Raw genomic sequence first — 19,708 nt, forward strand, 5'->3', positions numbered from 1 at the left:
CTAGTTACCCGTTGCCACGGCGTTTACATCTTTTGCCTGAACCATATCGCCCGTATTGTTGCCCCACGCATTACGCTCGTACGTAACAACGGCAGCAATCTCTTTCAGGCTCAACATTTTTCCAAAGGCTTGCATGGCAGTACCTGACTTACCGTGCAGAACAATATCTATGTGAGCTTGCTGGTCTTCTTTCACCATTTTGCTGCCTTTAAGTGCAGGGAACACACCGGGAAGACCTTCACCATTAGGCATATGGCACGCAGCACAAGTGGTGTTGTAAACTCGCTCACCTTCTTTCATCAATTCGTCCATTGACATGTTCATGGAAAGTAAACGCTGCTCTTCCTCTTTCGCTTGGCGAACTCTTTCTTCTTGTTCACCCATCCATGCTTCAAACTCTGCAGGCTCTTTAGCAATAACGACAACCGGCATATAGCCGTGATCTTTACCGCACAATTCAGCGCACTGACCACGATAAACACCTGGTTCGTTTACCTTAGCCCATGCTTCGTTGATAAATCCTGGGTTAGCATCTTTTTTAACGGCAAAATCAGGTACCCACCACGAGTGAATAACGTCGTCTGATGTAATCAAAAAGCGTACTTTCTTACCCGTTGGAATAACCAGTGGACGGTCAACCTCAAGTAAGTAGTTGTCCGTTTTTTCAAACTTGTTTTCTATTTGCTCACGCTGGGTAGCAAGCAAAGAATAGTATTCAACGTCACTGTCCATATACTTGTAGTGCCATTTCCACTGAGAGCCAGTGACCAATACCGTCATGTCAGGCTCAGAAACATCTTCCATTGCAATCAGTGTATTTGCCGCAGGTACGGCCATAAAAATGAGAATAAGGAAAGGGATCACTGTCCATGCAATTTCTATTTTTACATTTTCATGGAAATTGGCAGGCTTAGCGCCACGTGATTTTCTATGCAGATACATAGAGGCAAACATCACACCAAACACGACTACAGCAATACCCACACAGATAAAGAACATAAGCATGTGCAAGTCATAAACCTGCCCACTGATGTCAGTAGCGCCTCGCCGAAGGTTTAGCGAAGAAAGTTCTTCACCAGCCTCCTGGGCGAAAAGAGAATAAGAAAAAAGCATAAGAGACAAACTAGCTGCCACTTTTGCCATTACGGTCATTAGTTGTTTCACTCAGCACCTCCGTAATGGTAGAACCATTAACGCCAAATGTTGTTGCGCGCTGTCCCTACCAAATGGTTTGCGAACGACTGACCCATAACTGCAACTTGTAAAACAAATTTAGAGTCATTGTTATTATTTTGTTAATTACTGTGTAAGAATTGCTCAATAATGGCGTGCCGTCTAGTCTTTTCTGTTAAATTTTTAGCAGAACGTTCAAAATTTAATCATTACTAAACAACACAATTAAAAGTGCGTGGTAAGAGTGGAGAGGGTTACGAGGGTAAAAAAAGATGAAAATTAAACAAGCATTTTGAACAAGGGCTAGTTAGAAAATTTTTTTACAATTACATTTAAATCAACAGCTAACTTTGAAAATTGAACAAGTTTTAAACACAAAGGTTTAACTTCCATCCTCAAATTGTAATTTTCAATATCTCTTTCTTTTCTATTGTGAGCAGACAAATTCAGTTTCGAATATACGTTAACAATTTGGCTAAAAAACAAGCTTACAACTAAAAAAGCATTCTTTAAGACCAGAGTAAAGGCACAAAAAAAGCGGCTAAAGAGCCGCTTTTCAATTAACCCGCTAAAACCTACATCCAGTCTGCGTTTCTAATTACGCCAACAGCAATACCTTCAATGGCAAAAGGTTGTGAAGCTAAATCTACTTTAATAGGTGAAAACTCTTCATTCTCGGCGTGTAATAGCACCTCTCGACCGCGCTTTTCTAAACGCTTAACGGTTACATCTTCATCCACTCGAGCCACGACAACTTGGCCGTTATGAACATCTGTGGTTCTATGAACCGCCAATAGATCGCCATCTAAAATACCAATATCTTTCATACTCATGCCGTTAACGCGAAGCAGAAAGTCGGCTTGAGGATGAAACAAAGCAGGGTCGACTTTGTAGTGCGATTCAACATGTTCCTGTGCAAGAATAGGTTCGCCAGCGGCAACACGGCCAATAAGAGGAAGACCTTGCTCTTCTTCCTCTTGCTCATCTAATGGAATATTGAGCTTAATGCCACGAGATGTACCAGGAAGAATTTCTATAACACCTTTCCGCGCCAATGCTTTTAGATGCTCTTCCGCAGCATTTGCCGAGCGAAAGCCTAACTGTCGCGCTATTTCAGCCCGAGTTGGTGGCATGCCGGTTTCTTGCATTGTTGTTTTAATAAGTTCTAAAACTTCAGATTGTCGAGCTGTGAGTGGACGCATTAAAAGACCTGTCTGTTCATACAGTTCCTGTAAGTATATACACCTAAAAACAAATAACAAGTACTGTTAAGTAGCGCCAACACAAAAAGAACAAAGATAAACAGACTCTAACTTCACTAACGCAGCACTCTTGTACTAGTATTGGTTAAAGCCAAGGGGATGTAGGTATTTATTGAACCTAATCGAGAATGCGTTTGATGGCATCCATACTATAAATGAGAAGGGCAACGTTGTTTACAGCAGCAATGAATTTGCATACTAAAGAAACAAGGAGGCGACCCTTAGGTCGCCTTAAACGTCTCTAATTAGAACTGATACTGCATACTGATACGGGCATTTAACGGCTCTCCTGTGGAGATGTTGTTGTCGTTATGCGCCGCCGGGAAATATTCTTCATCAAACAGGTTTTCAACATTTAATTGAAAACGAATATCGTCACTGTAGTCATAATAAACGGCTGCATCAACGCGAGTGAAATCAGGCAACTCAGTGGTGTTATTCAACGAAGCATATTGCTCAGACTGGTGAATTAAGCCTAAGCCCACGCGCCATTGGTCACTTACTTCATATTGATTCCAAATAGTCAGCATATGTTCTGGCAACTGAGCAAGGTCACGGTTGGCAATTTGAGCGTTAACAACTCTACCCATTTCTTCGCCATCTAGATTACTGTAGCCAGCATTAATGGTCCACTTGTCTGTCAAATTACCCACAACTTGTATTTCAAAGCCGCTGGTTTTAGTACCAGTTAGAATTGACGCTTCTGGGTTATTCGGGTCCTGTGCGGTACCATTTTCACGCTCAACATCAAAAACGGCAGCAGTGACACTCAAGCGATCAGAGTAATTCCACTTAATACCTAGCTCTTTGTTTTCAAACTCTTCAGCATCAAGAGCAGCACTTGATAAAGACAGTGTTAAGAACTGATCGCCAGAACGAGGTAAGAACGACTTGCTGTAACTCGCATATACGCTGATATCGTCAGTGGGCTTATAAATAATACCTGCACGTGGTGATAGTTGAGAATCAGAGCTACTTAAGAAGCCGTTATTACCGTCTTCTGCGCCATTTTCAACTTCGATTACATCTTTAACATCTATATCGAAGTTGTCGTAACGCAGGCCGGCCACAATTATCCAATGATCATTTAGCTTAATTTCATCCTGTACAAATGCCGATGCAAATGTAACGTCTGAAGCACGGTCGCGCACAGGATCAGTTAGCGTCATCGCAGGGATAACCAGTGGGTTAGTGAATGCAAAGGTCACCTGATCGTCTTGGCTATCTGCAAAAAAGGCGTCTTGACGCGCGTTGTGTGTATCTTGGTTACCGTATTCAAAGCCAGTAAGTACAGTATGTTCAAGATTTCCAGTTAGGAATTGTCCGATAAGGTTTAACTGGAATAGTAGGTTTTCACGACCCGTTGTATCACGATACCCATCAAGGGTTACTGTAGAGGCTTCGTCATTGAAATTAACCGGATACAAGTTCTGATAGGCCTTGTCGTAATCGGCAAATTGAACCGTTCCATTAATATTCCAATTTTGGTTGAGTGTGTGGTCAACCCGGATACGTGCTATATGCGCTTCAAGCGTTGTATTATTAAAATCTGGGTCGCCAAAGAAGGTGTCACGATTACCTTTTAGTGGCGCATTATTTAGCGAAGGCACACCACGGTCTACAATGCGATCATCATTCACATATTCATAGGATGATACGACCATGGTGTCGTCGCTGACTATCCACGTGTAGGTTGGGTTAAGCGCATAGCGCTCGCCATCTTTAAAATCGCGATGGCTATCGATGGTATCGAACACACCGTTTAAACGAAACGCATTATTGGCATCAATGGCCTTATTGGTATCAATGCTAATGGATCCAGCAGAAAACGTATCTATGCCCGCACTTAAACGTGTGAAATCACTAGAAGTTTCAGCAACTTTAGTGACGCGGTTAACCACACCGCCACCGCCACCGCGGCCAAATAGTAAGGCATTTGCACCGCGCAGAATTTCTACACGTTCTAGATTATATAGTGGTCTAAAATACTGAACGTCATCGCGAAGACCGTCAACGAAGAAGTCAGCCGTGGTGTTTTGGCCGCGAATAGTTATTTGGTCGCGGTGATCTTCACCCTGACCAATACTCACGCCCGGTGTATATTGCATTACATCAGCAACACTGAATAAAGCTTGCTCTGCTATTTGTTCGGCGCTCACCACTGAAACAGATTGAGGCACGTTCACCAATAAGGTAGGCGTTTTCACTCCTGCTGCAGCTTGTTGTCCAAAAAAAGCGCCACGCACCGTGATACGTTCTACACTTTCTTCATTCTCAACACTTTGTGCCGCTGCCAGTTGACTAGACATCGCCAACGCGGTTGCAACTGCAAACATTACTTTATTCGTTTTCACTGACATCTCCATTAGTAAAAATGACATCGTTAATGATAAACATTATCGTTTGAGCTGCGGATAATAAAGATCTTTAAACATAATTAAAAGATGTTTTAATTAAAAAGTTCTTTGAATACACGCTTTCGAGCGCGTTGTTTGAATCCTGCCTTGAAAAGAACAATAAATGTACACACTGTTAGAGAGAGTATTTGGAAGTTTTTGAACTTACGAAGGTGGATATAGTCACTAAAGCATGTACGTTAGACACAATCGTGCTACGACGTGTTACGAGATATTTAGCTGACTGTGTTACACTTCGCCCCGTTTTCATTTCATAGGACTACATAATTCATGTCGTGGATGCGAAAAGCCCTGTTATCGGTGTTTCATTATCCTGTAAAGCTATTGGTAAAAGCTCACAGTATTCCGGTTAATGTTGAATCCGAACTGGGAATAGACAAAAACAAACCAATTGTTTATCTGCTTCCAACTAACTCGGTGACAGACCAGCTGGCACTTAGGATGTCAACTCAAGCCCTTGGCTTGCCAAGCCCTACTGACACCTTGACGCTGGCAGGAAGAGAATATTCATCAACTTTGTTTTTGCGAAAAACTCAGCCTATTTTTCGCTCGTCAGCTAACGACACGGGTATTGAAGAGGTTTTTACCGACTTATTCCACCTGCATAGAGATCATGAAAATTTAGACCTACAGGTTGTGCCTGTTTACGTGACATGGGGGCGAGCACCTGGTCGAGGAAACCCGGGGCTAAGCGACCTTATAACCGACAAAGCAGCGCCAAGTTGGCTGCGCAAACTCTTTATTGTTCTGTTTCTTGGCAGAGACAACTTTATAAATTACTCCAAGGCAGTATCTGCTCGAGCCATGTCAAATCAGCATGGTAGCGATCAGAGTATTGCTCACAAGTTAGTACGTGTAGCGAGTACTCACTTCCAAAGAAAGCGCCAAAGCATGACAGGACCAATGCTACTAGAGCGCCAAGAACTCAATAACAGCGTACTTGGCTCAGATGCCGTTCGCCGTGCTATTGCCGATGAATCACGCAGTAAAAAAATCTCTCACGATAAAGCAAAAGAAGTGGCGCAAACCTACATCACCGAAATTGCTGCTGATTACCGCGAAGGGCTAATTCGATTTGGCGATCGATTGCTTACCCGTATTTGGAATAAAATATACAACGGAATTAGCGTTGGTCATGCCGATCGCATCCGCGAACTAGCTGCAAATGGTCATGAAATTATTTATGTGCCATGTCACCGCAGTCACATGGATTACCTGCTGCTCACTTACGTTATTTACCACGAGGGCATGGTAACACCGCACATTGCAGCGGGTATTAACCTAAACTTCTGGCCTGTCGGTAAAATGTTCAGACGTGGTGGCGCATTCTTTTTACGTCGAAGCTTTGCTGGGAACAAACTGTATACCGCCGTATTTAGAGAGTATCTGGAGCTGTTATTTAACAAAGGCTATTCAGTTAAGTACTACCCAGAAGGGGGTCGCAGTCGAACAGGGCGCCTCATTCCGCCTAAAACAGGTATGTTAGCAATGACAATTCAAGCCATGCTCAAAGGTGTAAACCGCCCTGTCAGTATTGTGCCTGTTTACATCGGCTACGAAAATGTCATGGAAGTGAAGAGTTATTTAAATGAATTAAAGGGCTCGAAGAAAGAAAAGGAATCTACCTTACAAGTTTTCTCAGCCATTAAGAAACTCAAGAACTATGGGCACGGATATGTAAACTTTGGTGAGCCCATTGCGCTTAATCAGTTCTTAGAGACACATGTGCCGAATTGGCGCGAATGTCGCGAAGCCGAGCCAGAGAAAAAACCTGCTTGGCTAACCCCTGCAGTTAATGAACTCGCTAACAACGTGATGACGCGCATAAACCGTGCAGCAGCCCTTAATGGAATGGCATTAACATCGCTTTGTCTGCTGTCATCTAAAACACAGACCATGAGTGAAATGGAGCTAAAACAGGCACTGGGCGACTTTATGGACCTGTTTAAAGCCGTGCCATTTAGCGAAGACGCCACCATTCCCGATGCCTCAGCTGAAACATTACTTAGCGATACATTAAAGCTGGGCAGATTTGATATTAAAGAAGATGACTACGGGCGTTTGATCAGCCCTCAGCCAAAGTCTGCGGTTTACTTAACTTACTACCGCAACAATATTCTGCATTTATTCGCATTGCCGGGCCTTATTATGGCATCAGTTTTTGCCAAAAAAGGCATCCATAGAAACAGCATTTTACAGCTTGTGGCGGCCTTATACCCGCTACTGCAAAAAGAGTTATTCTTGCATCTATCGCAAGATGAAGCACTTAAGCACACCGATGCACTTGTAACCGCGCTTTTGGAAAGTGGTCTCATGCGTCAAGAGGGTGAAATTTTGCTACCGCCAGATGCCCATAGCAAGCAATTCCACTCAGCATGGCTATTAAGCCGCTGTATGCAAGAAACGCTTCAACGCTACGCTGTTGTGTTAACCATACTAGACAAAGAAAAAGTGATCAGTCGTAGTTCTCTTGAAAGAGAAAGTAAGCAAGTTGCCGAACGTTTGTCAGCGTTATATGGGCTAAGTTCGCCTGAGTTTTACGACAAAAATGTACTGTCTAGTTTCATCAGTGCGCTAAAAGAAAACCACTGGTTAGATTCTGAAAAAGACGGCAGTTTAAAATACTCAGAAGAGTGCGAAGGCTTGCGCGGTGATGTTATGGCACTTATTTGGCCAGAAATGGTGCAACACCTAGAAAACGTAGCTTTGCACAACTAAAAGGTGCCGCAATTAGCGGCACTTTCTTGTTTCATTCAAAACGTGATTTTGGAACTACCACGCTCACTATGCCCACTCAAATAACGTATTCGCCGCTGCTACTTGTATTGCTCGCGGCCCTTTTTACGCCAATAAAATCACTTTTGGCGCAACCAGCAGAAGACCTTTCTAACACTATTGAGTTAAAGGTCATAAAAGGCGTAGCGGTTCAAAAACAAAATATTGAGTACTTTCACCACATACTTGAAGAAGCACTTGAGCTTAACGATGAAGGGATCACCTACAGTCTTAAACAAGTTGATTTTGAGTATCCTCAAAACAGAACCTTACGGCTTCTAAATCAGAAAGGTGCGCTAGATATTACATATAGCATGACATCCCCCTTTCGTGAAAAAGCCTATATTCCAATAAAAATCCCTTTGCTCAATGGCCTATATGGCAAACGAAAGCTGGTTGTTCTAGCAGAAAACAAAGCATTATTTGAATCACTGTCTGAAGAGCAATTGAAAAACAAAGTAGCATGCCAAGGCGCAAACTGGCCCGACTATGATAGGTTGAAGGAAAATGGCTTTAAGGTTTACGGTGTTAGTGAATTTGATGCAAACTTCAAAATGCTCGCAAGTAAGAGATGCGATTATATTCCACGCGGTCTTGCTGAAGTAGAGTGGGAAATGGCGCTTTTTCAGGCAAAATATGGAGAAATAGCAACCGTTGACAACATCATGCTTTCTTACGATGCACCGGTTTATTTCTTTACTGGAAAGCAAAATGAGAAATTAGCAGCGGTGGTACAGAAGGGGCTAAAGCACCTTTATGATGAAGGTAGACTTGATGAACTACTTAAAGCCACAGATGCTTTTGCTTACGACCGAGACTTTGAATCCCAACCTTCCCTGCGTGTCTATCATTTGCATTAAGTGATGCTGCTTTACATCGCTCCACAGTAAACCTTAAGCTTAATATGAAGCGATGCAAAGCAAAACTCGGTAGACCTTAGCCGCCTTACTTTACTACAGCTCTAGCTCTGTGCTGGCTGTGACAAAAAGAAGCGATAAGCAGGGTTGTCTGTAACTTCTTCCACTTTATAGCCTAGCTCAGCTACGTGTTGATTGAAGTCAGCACGGCTTTCAGGCGCTATATCAAAACCAGCCAATACTAAACCTTCCGCTGCACCATGATTTCGATAATGGAAGAGCGTAATGTTCCACTGTTCACCTAAGGTATTGAGAAAGTTCAACAACGCCCCAGGACGTTCGGGAAATTCAAAACTGAACACTTGTTCATTAAGCAGTGCCGGCGGACGCCCACCTACCATATGACGCACATGTAACTTGGCCAGTTCGTTATCAGTTAAGTTAAAGCAATCGTAACCTTTGTCTTCTAGGTCATGTTGCAGTGCACTGAACTCTTGCTGCCCGCCTTTAAGTTTAACACCCACAAAAATATGCGCTTCACTGTCACTGGCGTAACGGTAATTAAATTCGGTGATTGCCTTTGCACCCACGCACTCACAAAACTGCTTAAAAGCACCTTTGGTTTCTGGAATTTTTACCGCGAATACGGCTTCTTTTTGCTCACCTAGTTCGCAGCGTTCTGACACATAGCGCAGAGTGTGAAAGTTGATATTGGCGCCACACAATATACCGCCCAGCTTTTTACCGTGTAAGTCATGCTGCTTAGCATACTTGCGCATTGCTGCCACAGAAAGTGCACCCGCAGGCTCAGCAATTACGCGGGTATCGTCAAAAATATCTTTAATAGCGCCGCAAATTTCATCGTTCGTCACTGTGATGGTTTCGTCAACAAGACGATTACAAAGCCTGAAGGTTTCTTGGCCCATGATCTTAACGGCCACACCATCAGCAAATATCCCTACACTTTCAAGCTCAGTAGGAGCGCCTTCTTCGCGCGCCTTGATAAAGCACGCCGACTCTTCAGACTCTACGGCAACAATTTTAATACTTGGCTTTAACTGCTTCAAATACACAGCAATACCCGCGGCAAGACCGCCGCCACCTACCGCGATAAATAAGATATCGAGGTTAGGGTTTTGCTCTAACAACTCTCGGGCAACCGTACCTTGACCTGCTATAACATCAGGATCATCAAACGGCGGAACGAAGGTATAACCGTGGGTATCACACAGCGCCTTGGCATGGTTACTAGCTTGATCAAAGCTAGTGCCGTGTAACACGACATTGACGTTCTCGCCACCAAAGCGACGCACGGCATCCACTTTGATATCAGGCGTGGTCTCAGGCATCACAATAGTGGCTTGTATGCCCTTCATTTTGGCACTATACGCTAAACCTTGCGCGTGATTACCCGCAGAAGCCCCTATAACACCGGCTTGCAATTGTGCCTCGCTCAACGAGCAAATGCGGTTGTACGCACCTCGCAACTTAAAGCTTTTTACGGGCTGCTGGTCTTCGCGCTTTAAAAATATCTCGTTATCAAGCTCTGCCGACAACAAAGACATGTAAGACAGCTCACTTGCTACTGCCACATCATAGACAGGGGCAAGCAGAATTTTCTTTAAGTAGTCGTGGTCGCTAACGTGATCACTAGGCATTACAAATTTTCCAACTTGCTGACATCACGAACCGCCCCTTTATCAGCACTTGTCGCCAGTGCTGCAAAGGTTTTTAATGAGGTTGATACTTCACGCACGCGATCTTTAGGTCGCCATGGTTTGTCACTGGCTTCCATTTTGGCTCGACGTTCGGCAAGCTCTTCATCGCTGATAGCGATATTGATACTGCGGTTAGGAATGTCGATTTCAATTTTATCGCCATCTTCAACCAAGCCAATGCCACCACCACTTGCGGCTTCAGGTGAGCAATGACCAATTGAAAGGCCACTGGTGCCACCGCTGAAACGACCGTCGGTAACCAATGCACACGATTTACCTAAGCCTTTCGACTTCAAATACGACGTAGGGTAAAGCATTTCTTGCATACCCGGCCCACCACGGGGACCTTCATAGCGAATAAAGACGACATCGCCAGCTTTAACTTCATTGCCTAAAATGCCAGCTACGGCATCGTCTTGGCTTTCGTAAATGCGCGCCGTACCAGTAAATTTCAAAATAGACGCATCTACGCCTGCGGTTTTCACAATACAGCCATCTTCGGCCAAATTGCCGTACAGTACCGCTAGCCCACCTTCTTGGCTGTAGGCATGCTCGATAGAACGAATACATCCGTTTTCTCTATCATCATCGGCATCATCCCAACGACAATCCTGACTGAATGCTTGGGTGGTGCGTATGCCAGCAGGGCCTGCGCGATAAAAAGTGATCGCATCAGTATTTTCTGGGTTAGTGATATCCCACTCACTGATCACGTCAGTTAGCTGTTTGCCCAATACGTGATTAACATCGGTATTTAGCAAACCTGCTTTATTTAGCTCACCTAAAATACCTAATACGCCACCTGCTCGGTGAACATCTTCCATGTGGTACTTCGGTGTCGATGGTGCAACTTTGCATAGGTGCGGCACTTTGCGTGACAATCTGTCGATGTCGTCCATAGTGAAAGGCACTTCACCTTCCATTGCCGCCGCTAATAAGTGCAATATGGTGTTTGTTGAACCACCCATGGCAATATCTAAGCTCATGGCGTTCTCAAACGCTTTAAAGTTAGCAATATTTCGAGGCAATACACTGTCGTCGTCATCGCCATAATATCGCTTGCACAATTCAACAATTTGCTGCCCAGCCTTTTTGAACAAGGCTTCACGGTCGGCGTGTGTCGCGAGCATAGAGCCATTGCCCGGCAGCGATAAACCCAACGCCTCTGTTAAACAATTCATTGAGTTAGCGGTAAACATACCCGAGCACGAACCACAAGTTGGACACGCTGAGCGCTCAATTTCGTCGGTATCGGCATCACTCACTTTATCATCAGCTGCCGCTACCATGGCGTCGACCAAATCCAGTTTAATTAACTGGTCGGAAAGCTTGGTTTTCCCCGCTTCCATTGGGCCGCCAGACACAAAGATAACAGGAACATTTAAGCGCATGGACGCCATTAACATTCCCGGGGTAATTTTGTCGCAGTTAGAAATACACACAATGGCGTCAGCGCAATGTGCGTTCACCATGTATTCGACTGCATCTGCAATAATTTCACGGGAAGGGAGGCTGTACAGCATACCGCTGTGCCCCATGGCGATACCATCGTCTACCGCGATAGTATTGAACTCTTTCGCCACACCACCTGCAGCTTCTACGCTACGAGCAACAAGCTGACCGAGATCTTTGAGGTGAACATGCCCAGGCACAAACTGCGTAAATGAATTAGCGATAGCAATAATAGGTTTTCCGAAATCAGAATCCTTCATTCCTGTTGCACGCCATAAAGCGCGTGCACCAGCCATATTTCTACCTTGCGTTGTCGTTGCAGAACGTAACTTGGGCATAAATCCTTCCCGTTAATTTGCGGTCTTTCGACCTTTGTGAAACTTAAAAAATTACTTATAAACTGGTGTCAGCCAGTTCCATTTGTCTTCAGTAGTACCATTGAATAAACCGAAGAACATGTCTTGAACTTGCTTAGTGATTGGGCCACGGCCACCTGCACCAACTTCAATACCGTCAACACTGCGCACTGGTGTAACTTCTGCCGCTGTACCACACATGAAGATTTCATCAGCAAGGTACATGGCTTCACGAGGAATGTTCTCTTCGCGAATTTCATAGCCCATATCTTTAAGTAGTGTGATACAAGTATCGCGTGTGATACCCGGCAAGATAGCAGCTGTCTTTGGTGTGGTACTTACAACGCCATCGCGGATCACAAAAATATTTTCGCCCGCGCCTTCACTGATGTAGCCGTTTCTATCTAGTGCAATACCTTCACCGTAACCGTGACGGCGCGCTTCCATTGAAATAAGCTGAGAAGAAAGGTAGTTACCACCCGCTTTAGCGCCAGTGGGCATTGTGTTAGCCGCTAGGCGGTTCCATGAAGAAATACCCGCATCAACACCGTTTTTAAGTGCTTCTTCACCTAAATAAGCACCCCACTCAAATGCCGCAATGGTTACTTCAGTTTCAGTCCCAAATGGTACTTGAAGGCCCATACCGATATCGCCGTAGAAGGCAATAGGGCGAATATATGCAGACTTAAGGTTGTTCTTCGCGATAATGTCGATAGTCGCTTGATTGATTTCCTCTAACGTATAAGGAATGGTCATGCGATAGATTTTCGCAGAATCAAAAAGACGACGGTTGTGGTCGTTCAAACGAAAAACACATGTGCCTTTGTCTGGAGTGTTGTATGCACGAATGCCTTCAAAAACAGACGAGCCATAGTGAATTGCGTGAGTCATTACGTGCACAGTGGCTTCTTTCCAAGGCTTGATTTCGCCATTGAACCAAATGTGATCAGCAGGTTGCTTTGCCATGAGTTATCCTTCCAAATGAGGGCGATTAGCCCAAACTGTGCCGTCTTATTTCAACACAGAAAATTAATACCGAGATGAATGATACATGACAGAGCGCAAGCGCCCAACATACAGGAAAGCGAGAGAATAAAACGGACAGAATATTTTACGCTTTGTATGCCACTGTGTGCATTACGAAGGCGAAAACTATCTATGCGTTACGCGTTTCCTGAATAATATTGTCGACGTATTGAATCATCTTCTATCGTCTAGCGTGGAGGACAACAAAAACTCTGACGCCAAGTTATATTTAGCGCTTTGTTTTTAATGATAATTTGACTCACAATGCACATATCCGTTGGCACTGTAAAAAATGAAATGTTGCTCGGTAGAGGCTATGGCTTAACCTCTTTTTTCAACGTACACGCTGCGGTGAGCGTTGTTAATGCGCAAAGAAATAGCATGAAATGCGCGGTGTGATCAAGTATTTTGCCGTAATCAGGCCTGTTTTTAATGTAAAAAGGAATATTGATGATTGATTGGTTTCATTGGCTGAATTTGGCAGGTGTTGCAGTTTGTGCAATTTCAGGCACTCTGATGGCCTATCAAAAGCGCATGGATGGTTTCGGGGTTGTTGTTTTGGCCAGTGCAACGGCCATTGGCGGAGGAACGTTAAGAGATGTCATGCTTGATGTACCGGTTTTTTGGATTGCCGATACCGACTATTTATATACTACATTAATTGCTGCCCTTATCCCCATTGTTTGGTTGCGTGTAAGCCCACGCTTCCCTTATCACTATTTACTGGTTGCCGATGCATTTGGACTTGCACTGTTTAACGTTGTAGGTATGGAAAAAGCCCTAGCGAATGAAACTGGCATGGCTGTTGCCATTGCAATGGGCACGATAACCGGTGTATTTGGTGGTCTTTTGCGTGATGTTATTTGCAGGGAAGTTCCCTTGGTACTTAACGGCGAGCTTTACGCGATGACATGTATTGCAGGGGGCGTCGTTTATGGCATCGGTATGCAACTTGATATTGCTACTCAGTGGTGTGGCATCGCAGCACTCATTACCACGGTTCTGTTTAGACTAGGAGCGATGCGCTGGCATTGGCAATTACCGGTATTTTATAACGACCATCATTAGGGACTCTTACTTCTCAGCACGTGCACTAATTAGATATGGCTAGCTAGTTCTAGCCCCTTGTACAGTAACCGCACCTTATTTCTTTGTTTAAAGTAATACCAGTCCGCACAGATAATTACCCACTCAGTGAGAGTTAAAATGTTCGTAATCGCGGCGTGTTACCGCAGGTATAGTGGTTCTACATCAAGGTGACACAACAAAGAGTACGGACATTTTACACTCTCCCTTTTTGGGGGAAGATCGAAAACGCAGAGGCGACATAAAGAATAGTGAATACACCGCTATTCGCACTTCAAAGAAATAAAAGGGATATTGACATGGGCATGGCGGTGGTAAAAACGTTTGCAGGGCAGGGAGTATCCGCTCCAGAAGTAAGTGTTGAAATTCACCTTGCCAATGGTTTGCCTGCTTTTCAATTGGTGGGCATGGCAGAAACCAGCGTAAAAGAAGCGCGGGAACGTGTACGCAGTGCACTTATCAACAGTGGTTTTGACTTCCCAGCTAAACGCATAACCGTAAACTTGGCGCCAGCCGATATTCCCAAATTTGGCGGCCGCTTCGACCTTCCTATTGCTGTAGGTATTCTTGCAGCCTCAGGCTACATTAACGACACCAACCTGTTAAATATTGCCTTTGTCGGCGAACTTGCTTTAAATGGCGAGATAAAACCAGTTAATGGCTTAATCCCCGTTGTGATGGCTGCGGCGAATGAAGATACTCCGCTGATTTACCCGGGTGATAACGACATAGAAGCCGCCTTGGTATCTCACGCAACACGCTATCCCGCTTTCGACTTATTGTCAGTCTACGAACACTTAGCCGGAAACAAAAAATTAGCCAAAGGTCAGCTTTTTTCGCCTCATAAGAAAATAAGTAAAAGTGCAGGATGGGACGATATTATTGGCCAAGAGCAAGCCAAACGGGCGTTGATGATTGCTGCCAGCGGTTCGCATAATCTTCTGATGGTAGGCCCACCTGGTACGGGAAAAAGCTTGTTGGCGAGTAGGATGTTGGCCTTATTGCCAGAAATGACCGAGGAAGAAGCCTTAGAAGTTGCAGCCATTCACTCGGTAAAGGGAGAGAAATTGAATACCGAGCGCTTTTTGACTCGTCATTTGCGCTCTCCCCACCACACTAGTTCAGCCGTAGCCCTTACCGGTGGAGGCTCACATCCGGTACCGGGAGAAATTTCGCTAGCACATCACGGCATTTTGTTTTTAGATGAGTTACCCGAGTTTGGCAGAAAAGCACTTGATGTATTGCGTGAACCTCTAGAAACCGGTGATGTGCACTTATCTCGCGCTTCAGGTAGTGCAACCTATCCCGCAAACTTTCAATTGGTTGCGGCAATGAACCCAAGCCCGACGGGCGATATTGACGACAACCGCCTTACACCACAACAACAGCTCAATTACCTCAACCGCTTATCGGGCCCGTTGCTTGATAGAATTGATATTCAAGTGGAAGTACCCCGATTACCCGACTATGACTTACCCCCCAAGGGGAATAGCCCTAGTGATTCTCTTTACAACAGTAAGCAAATTGTTGCTGATGCCCGACAAAGACAATTACTACGCCAAGGCAAGTCGAATGGGGCGCTGCATGCGGGGGAGCTTGCCGATGTATGTTCGCTATCCGATGCAGACCTGCGCTTCTTACAGGCCGCAGCCAAACAGCTAAACTTGTCGATGCGCGTGTTTCACCGTACTTTAAAGGTGGCCCGAACTATTGCCGATTTGCAAGACGAGACCACCGTGAGCCGAGCCCATATAGCCGAAGCCCTAGGTTATAGGGCTTTGGATAACCTAATAAAACAACTTAGCGCTAGTTAAGGCGTTTAATATGAAATACCTACATCAGTAAATTTAATACTACACTTGTGCTTTTAGTTGCATAAAGGCGTTAATTAACGGCTCGTTCTGCTTGTCTTGCAAGCAGCATAAGCCAAGGGCGTAGGGCTCAATATCATCTACCTGAATCTGCGTTACTGCACTTGCCATACTAGAGTGATCTAACACCACCTTTGGCACAAATCCCACACCGCATTCAAGTGCCACCATGCTCACAATGGCTTCATTGCCCCCAACGTACGCATAAACATTAGGGCGAATGCCGTGCTCAGCAAACCAGTGATAGGCAGTACGGCGCGTAGGGCCAGTTTCTGGCATGATCACCTGATGCTTGGTCCAATCTAATTGACTAAGCTGAGTTAACCGCCATTCACGCGGCGCAATAAGTACCAAGGGCACATTATCAAGAGGGGTAAAGTGAAGGTCGGTGGGCATATCTGGAGTATAGATAGCAATCGATAGATCACATTGCTTGCCTTTGACTTTTTCTATTGCAAGGGCGGGATCTCCGGTTATTAATCGAATATCCACACCTGGGTGCTGCTGTCTGAAAAGTCTAAGCATGGCAGGTAGATGACTTTGACTCGCTGTCACCGAGCAAAACACACTTAATTCACCTTGTAGCGCGTCGTTATCTTCCTTTAAGTCTACCTTTAACTGCTGCCAGTCTTTTAACGCCTGCTTTGAAAAGGCCAACAGCTTGTGCCCACTGTGCGTTAACGCCACCTTGCGGTTGTCCCGTTTAAACAAAGTGCACCCTAACTCGTCTTCTAGGCGTTGGATCACGCGGCTTAACGTAGAAGGCGAGACGTACATAGCCTCTGCAGTAATACCAAAATGCAGGCTAGTCGCCAGGTGATTAAAGAGTTGTAGGCTACGAAAATCCATAGTATTTCACAATTTGCAATATTATCTTGCAAATATATCATTTTCCAAAACAAAAGAAATCACTTAGTCTCACTACCAAGTCGTCATAGACGAGGTCTATCTTCACCAAGGTCGGTGTTTGATATTGACAAAAATGAATGTTGTTCGGAAATTTTTATGGCTAATTATTTCAACACCCTGTCACTTCGCCAGCAGTTAGATCAGCTTGGCCGCTGCCGATTCATGGCACGCGAGGAATTCGCTGACGGTTGTCAGTTCTTAAAAGGCAAGAAAATTGTCATTGTGGGCTGCGGCGCACAAGGTCTTAACCAAGGCCTGAATATGCGTGACTCGGGGTTAGATGTTTCTTATGCGCTGCGTCAAGCAGCCATTGATGAGCAACGCGACTCATACAAACGCGCTACCAGCAACGGTTTTACTGTTGGTACATATCAGGACTTGATTCCTGAAGCAGATTTAGTTTACAACCTAACGCCGGACAAGCAGCATGCTAGCGTTGTCGAAGCGGTTATGCCTCTGATGAAAGAAGGCGCAACATTAGGTTATTCGCACGGTTTCAATATTGTTGAAGAAGGCCAGCAAATTCGCAGCGATATCACCGTTGTGATGTGCGCACCGAAAAGCCCTGGCTCTGAAGTTCGCGAAGAATATAAGCGTGGCTTTGGTGTACCAACACTCATTGCTGTGCACCCAGAAAATGACCCTGAAGGCAAAGGCTGGGATCAAGCTAAAGCGCTAGCAAGTGCGACAGGCGGCGATCGTGCAGGCGTACTTGAGTCATCATTTGTGGCTGAAGTGAAATCTGACCTTATGGGCGAGCAAACCATTCTATGTGGTATGCAACAAGTTGCTGCGGTTCTTGCCTTCGAGAAGATGGTTGAAGACGGCATTGATGCTGGCTACGCAGGTGCGCTTATTCAGTATGGTCTAGAAGCCATTACAGAAGCACTTAAGATTGGCGGTGTTACTAACATGATGGACCGTCTGTCTAACCCAGCTAAACTGAAAGCGTTTGCGCTTTCAGAGCAATTGACTGATTTACTTCGTCCGTTGTTTGAAAAACACCAAGACGACATCATCAGTGGTGAGTTCTCTCGCACTATGATGGAAGACTGGGCAAATGGCGACGCAAACCTACTTAAGTGGCGTGCAGAAACCGGTGAAACCGCGTTTGAAAATGCACCGACCTACGAAGGTGAAATCAGCGAGCAAGAATTTTTTGACCACGGCATCTTACTTGTTGCCATGATCAAGTGTGGTGTAGAAGTGGCGTTTGACGTCATGGTAGAAGCAGGCATTCTTCCAGAATCTGCATACTACGAGTCACTGCATGAAACACCACTTATTTCTAATACAATCGCACGTAAGCGCTTGTATGAAATGAACGTAGTAATTTCAGACACTGCAGAATACGGAAACTATTTGTTTGCTAACGCAGCCATTCCGATTTTGCGTGAGAAGTTTATGCCTACTATCGACACCTCTGTTATCGGTAAGGGTTTGTCTGCTACTTCTAATCAAGTAGAGAACAAACGCCTTGTTGAAGTAAACGAAGCAATTCGTTCACACGGTGTGGAATCCGTAGGGAAAACCTTACGTGGCTACATGACTGACATGAAAGCCATCATAGGTTAGGACAGTTTCTGTCGTTAGGTGCTTAACTAAGCCCTCTTGCCCGACCATTTTGGTCGGGCTTTTTTATGTTCAACCTAAAAATCAAAAAGGCTTTATTTTGTAGAATGTTGCTTTCTATATTGCCCTGGTGTGCAGCCTGTAAACTCTTTAAATGCTCGAGTGAAAGGGGCGATAGACGCAAAACCACTCTCCATACCAACAACAAGCACAGACCAACCTTGTTTGTCAGATGAAGTCAAAATGGTTTTGGCATGCTCGATACGCATCTGATTGACATAGTGATTAAAGTTTTTAGCTTTAAAATGATTCAGCATTAACGCTCTTATACGATATTCCGGTACATCCAATTCTCGAGCAATATCTGCAACTCGCAAATTTGGTTCCAAAAAGCGTTTTTTATCAGCCAGTATTGTTTGAATCTCTTGGGCAAGAGATGCTTCTTCTTGAATTGAGCTAGTCGCGTCTTTTTCTGTTTGTTCAAGTTGTTGCTGGCGAAAGCGAATTAGTCCGTGCGAACTCATTAAAATTAGTAAAAAAGCGAAAGCGGAAAGCCAATCTCGACCAGAGCCATTTGCCAAGCTTGCTGGAAGTATAGAGCCTATTAACATAACACTGACGACGCAAAAGACAAAAGAACCGAGATATATGATTGCTACCTTCCGTTGTCTTGAGGTGGTGATATTCAATACTCGGTATCCCTCCCAGAAAATTAGAACGAGCATACCTGGGTAAATTATTGCTACAACTTCGGTTAAAATCGAAATTAGTGGCGCTATCCAGTCAGAGTTCACTAACCACATCTTTTCAGAAAATAGTAAAAGGTGGCGTAGTGCCAGACAAATTGAAAGTAAACCCACTAGAATGAGGTGATGACGATTTATTGGGTTATTTTTTCTAAAAAATGTGCGCGCAAATAACCAATACCCACTAGCGGTAAAAACGCCGAACATACCTATTAAATGATGGTAGGGCTCCCAAAAGCTGCCGACGAGCTTGTGTGCAACATACATTGAGGAAGAGGCACAAAAAATAGCATATACAAGGTGAAAGAGGTGCTTTTCCCGAAAGCGAAAATGAAAGAGTGCTAATGTAAGACTTAGCAAAACAACAAACAATTGCGCAAGGTGTAACAATTCCAATTTTCTCTCCCAACTATTTGCCTACATACTTTACATTAATTCATTTCTCTTTTTATGAATTTCTAATTTATTGCCTTTTTCGTAGATCGATT

The 19,708-nt window shown here is 44.5% G+C and carries 13 protein-coding genes; 5 read left to right on the forward strand and 8 right to left on the reverse strand.

Annotated elements, in window-relative coordinates; all coding sequences use genetic code 11:
- From coxB to EYR97_RS17550, 3 genes are all read right to left on the reverse strand, one after another.
- Positions 1–1,164, reverse strand: coding sequence for a cytochrome c oxidase subunit II (gene coxB / locus EYR97_RS17540; protein WP_181409155.1), 1,164 nt, complete (start codon positions 1,162–1,164; stop codon positions 1–3).
- A gap of 584 nt (positions 1,165–1,748) precedes the next feature.
- Positions 1,749–2,375 (reverse strand): transcriptional repressor LexA, encoded by a 627-nt coding sequence (gene lexA, locus EYR97_RS17545; RefSeq protein ID WP_131095060.1) that lies wholly within the window; start codon positions 2,373–2,375, stop codon positions 1,749–1,751.
- Between the two features lie 305 nt (positions 2,376–2,680).
- Complete coding sequence (locus tag EYR97_RS17550; protein ID WP_242635105.1) at positions 2,681–4,789, reverse strand: TonB-dependent siderophore receptor; 2,109 nt, start codon at positions 4,787–4,789, stop codon at positions 2,681–2,683.
- Positions 4,790–5,122: 333 nt separating this feature from the next.
- Here EYR97_RS17550 and plsB point away from each other — a divergent pair, with 333 nt between their 5' ends.
- Together plsB and EYR97_RS17560 are read left to right on the forward strand one after the other, a co-directional pair.
- The gene (plsB, locus tag EYR97_RS17555) at positions 5,123–7,570 is read left to right on the forward strand and encodes a glycerol-3-phosphate 1-O-acyltransferase PlsB (protein ID WP_131095061.1); all 2,448 of its coding nucleotides are present in this window, start codon (positions 5,123–5,125) and stop codon (positions 7,568–7,570) included.
- Complete coding sequence (locus tag EYR97_RS17560; RefSeq protein WP_131095062.1) at positions 7,522–8,487, forward strand: ABC transporter substrate-binding protein; 966 nt, start codon at positions 7,522–7,524, stop codon at positions 8,485–8,487. Before plsB ends, EYR97_RS17560 begins: the two co-directional genes overlap by 49 nt.
- Before the next feature lie 101 nt (positions 8,488–8,588).
- On the opposite strand, the gene ilvA is transcribed toward EYR97_RS17560, so the two are convergent.
- The 3 genes from ilvA to EYR97_RS17575 are packed head-to-tail and all read right to left on the reverse strand — an operon-like array spanning position 8,589 to position 12,976.
- Positions 8,589–10,142: a threonine ammonia-lyase, biosynthetic gene (gene ilvA / locus EYR97_RS17565; RefSeq protein WP_131095063.1), complete on the reverse strand. Its 1,554-nt coding sequence runs from the start codon at positions 10,140–10,142 to the stop codon at positions 8,589–8,591.
- Complete coding sequence (gene ilvD / locus EYR97_RS17570) at positions 10,142–11,992, reverse strand: dihydroxy-acid dehydratase (protein WP_131095064.1); 1,851 nt, start codon at positions 11,990–11,992, stop codon at positions 10,142–10,144. The genes ilvA and ilvD overlap by 1 nt, the downstream gene beginning before the upstream one ends.
- A 51-nt stretch (positions 11,993–12,043) precedes the next feature.
- The gene (locus tag EYR97_RS17575) at positions 12,044–12,976 is read right to left on the reverse strand and encodes a branched-chain amino acid transaminase (RefSeq protein ID WP_131095065.1); all 933 of its coding nucleotides are present in this window, start codon (positions 12,974–12,976) and stop codon (positions 12,044–12,046) included.
- A 510-nt stretch (positions 12,977–13,486) separates the two neighbouring features.
- Here EYR97_RS17575 and EYR97_RS17580 point away from each other — a divergent pair.
- A complete protein-coding gene (locus tag EYR97_RS17580; protein ID WP_131095066.1) occupies positions 13,487–14,104 on the forward strand; it encodes a trimeric intracellular cation channel family protein in 618 nt (205 codons plus the stop codon).
- A 317-nt stretch (positions 14,105–14,421) separates the two neighbouring features.
- Positions 14,422–15,936: a YifB family Mg chelatase-like AAA ATPase gene (locus EYR97_RS17585; RefSeq protein WP_131095102.1), complete on the forward strand. Its 1,515-nt coding sequence runs from the start codon at positions 14,422–14,424 to the stop codon at positions 15,934–15,936.
- Between the two features lie 39 nt (positions 15,937–15,975).
- Here the strand turns inward: EYR97_RS17585 and ilvY are convergent, their stop codons facing one another.
- Positions 15,976–16,842, reverse strand: coding sequence for an HTH-type transcriptional activator IlvY (gene ilvY / locus EYR97_RS17590; protein ID WP_131095067.1), 867 nt, complete (start codon positions 16,840–16,842; stop codon positions 15,976–15,978).
- A gap of 156 nt (positions 16,843–16,998) precedes the next feature.
- Here ilvY and ilvC point away from each other — a divergent pair, with 156 nt between their 5' ends.
- Positions 16,999–18,477, forward strand: coding sequence for a ketol-acid reductoisomerase (gene ilvC / locus EYR97_RS17595; protein ID WP_131095068.1), 1,479 nt, complete (start codon positions 16,999–17,001; stop codon positions 18,475–18,477).
- Positions 18,478–18,569: 92 nt separating this feature from the next.
- Here ilvC and EYR97_RS17600 read toward each other — a convergent pair whose 3' ends face one another.
- On the reverse strand, positions 18,570–19,616 hold the full coding sequence (locus EYR97_RS17600) for an AraC family transcriptional regulator (RefSeq protein WP_131095069.1): 1,047 nt from the start codon (positions 19,614–19,616) through the stop codon (positions 18,570–18,572).
- Between the last annotated feature and the right edge of the window lie 92 nt (positions 19,617–19,708).

The sequence above is a fragment of the Alteromonas sp. KUL42 genome, assembly GCF_006538325.1.
GTDB lineage: Bacteria > Pseudomonadota > Gammaproteobacteria > Enterobacterales > Alteromonadaceae > Alteromonas.

Coding starts and splice junctions, on each gene's coding strand:
- lexA (WP_131095060.1), bottom strand. CDS start 2,375: ATGCGTCCACTCACAGCTCGACAATCTGAAGTTTTAGAACTTATTAAA.
- EYR97_RS17580 (WP_131095066.1), top strand. CDS start 13,487: ATGATTGATTGGTTTCATTGGCTGAATTTGGCAGGTGTTGCAGTTTGT.
- plsB (WP_131095061.1), top strand. CDS start 5,123: ATGTCGTGGATGCGAAAAGCCCTGTTATCGGTGTTTCATTATCCTGTA.
- EYR97_RS17575 (WP_131095065.1), bottom strand. CDS start 12,976: ATGGCAAAGCAACCTGCTGATCACATTTGGTTCAATGGCGAAATCAAG.
- ilvY (WP_131095067.1), bottom strand. CDS start 16,842: ATGGATTTTCGTAGCCTACAACTCTTTAATCACCTGGCGACTAGCCTG.
- EYR97_RS17585 (WP_131095102.1), top strand. CDS start 14,422: ATGGGCATGGCGGTGGTAAAAACGTTTGCAGGGCAGGGAGTATCCGCT.
- ilvD (WP_131095064.1), bottom strand. CDS start 11,992: ATGCCCAAGTTACGTTCTGCAACGACAACGCAAGGTAGAAATATGGCT.
- ilvA (WP_131095063.1), bottom strand. CDS start 10,142: ATGCCTAGTGATCACGTTAGCGACCACGACTACTTAAAGAAAATTCTG.
- ilvC (WP_131095068.1), top strand. CDS start 16,999: ATGGCTAATTATTTCAACACCCTGTCACTTCGCCAGCAGTTAGATCAG.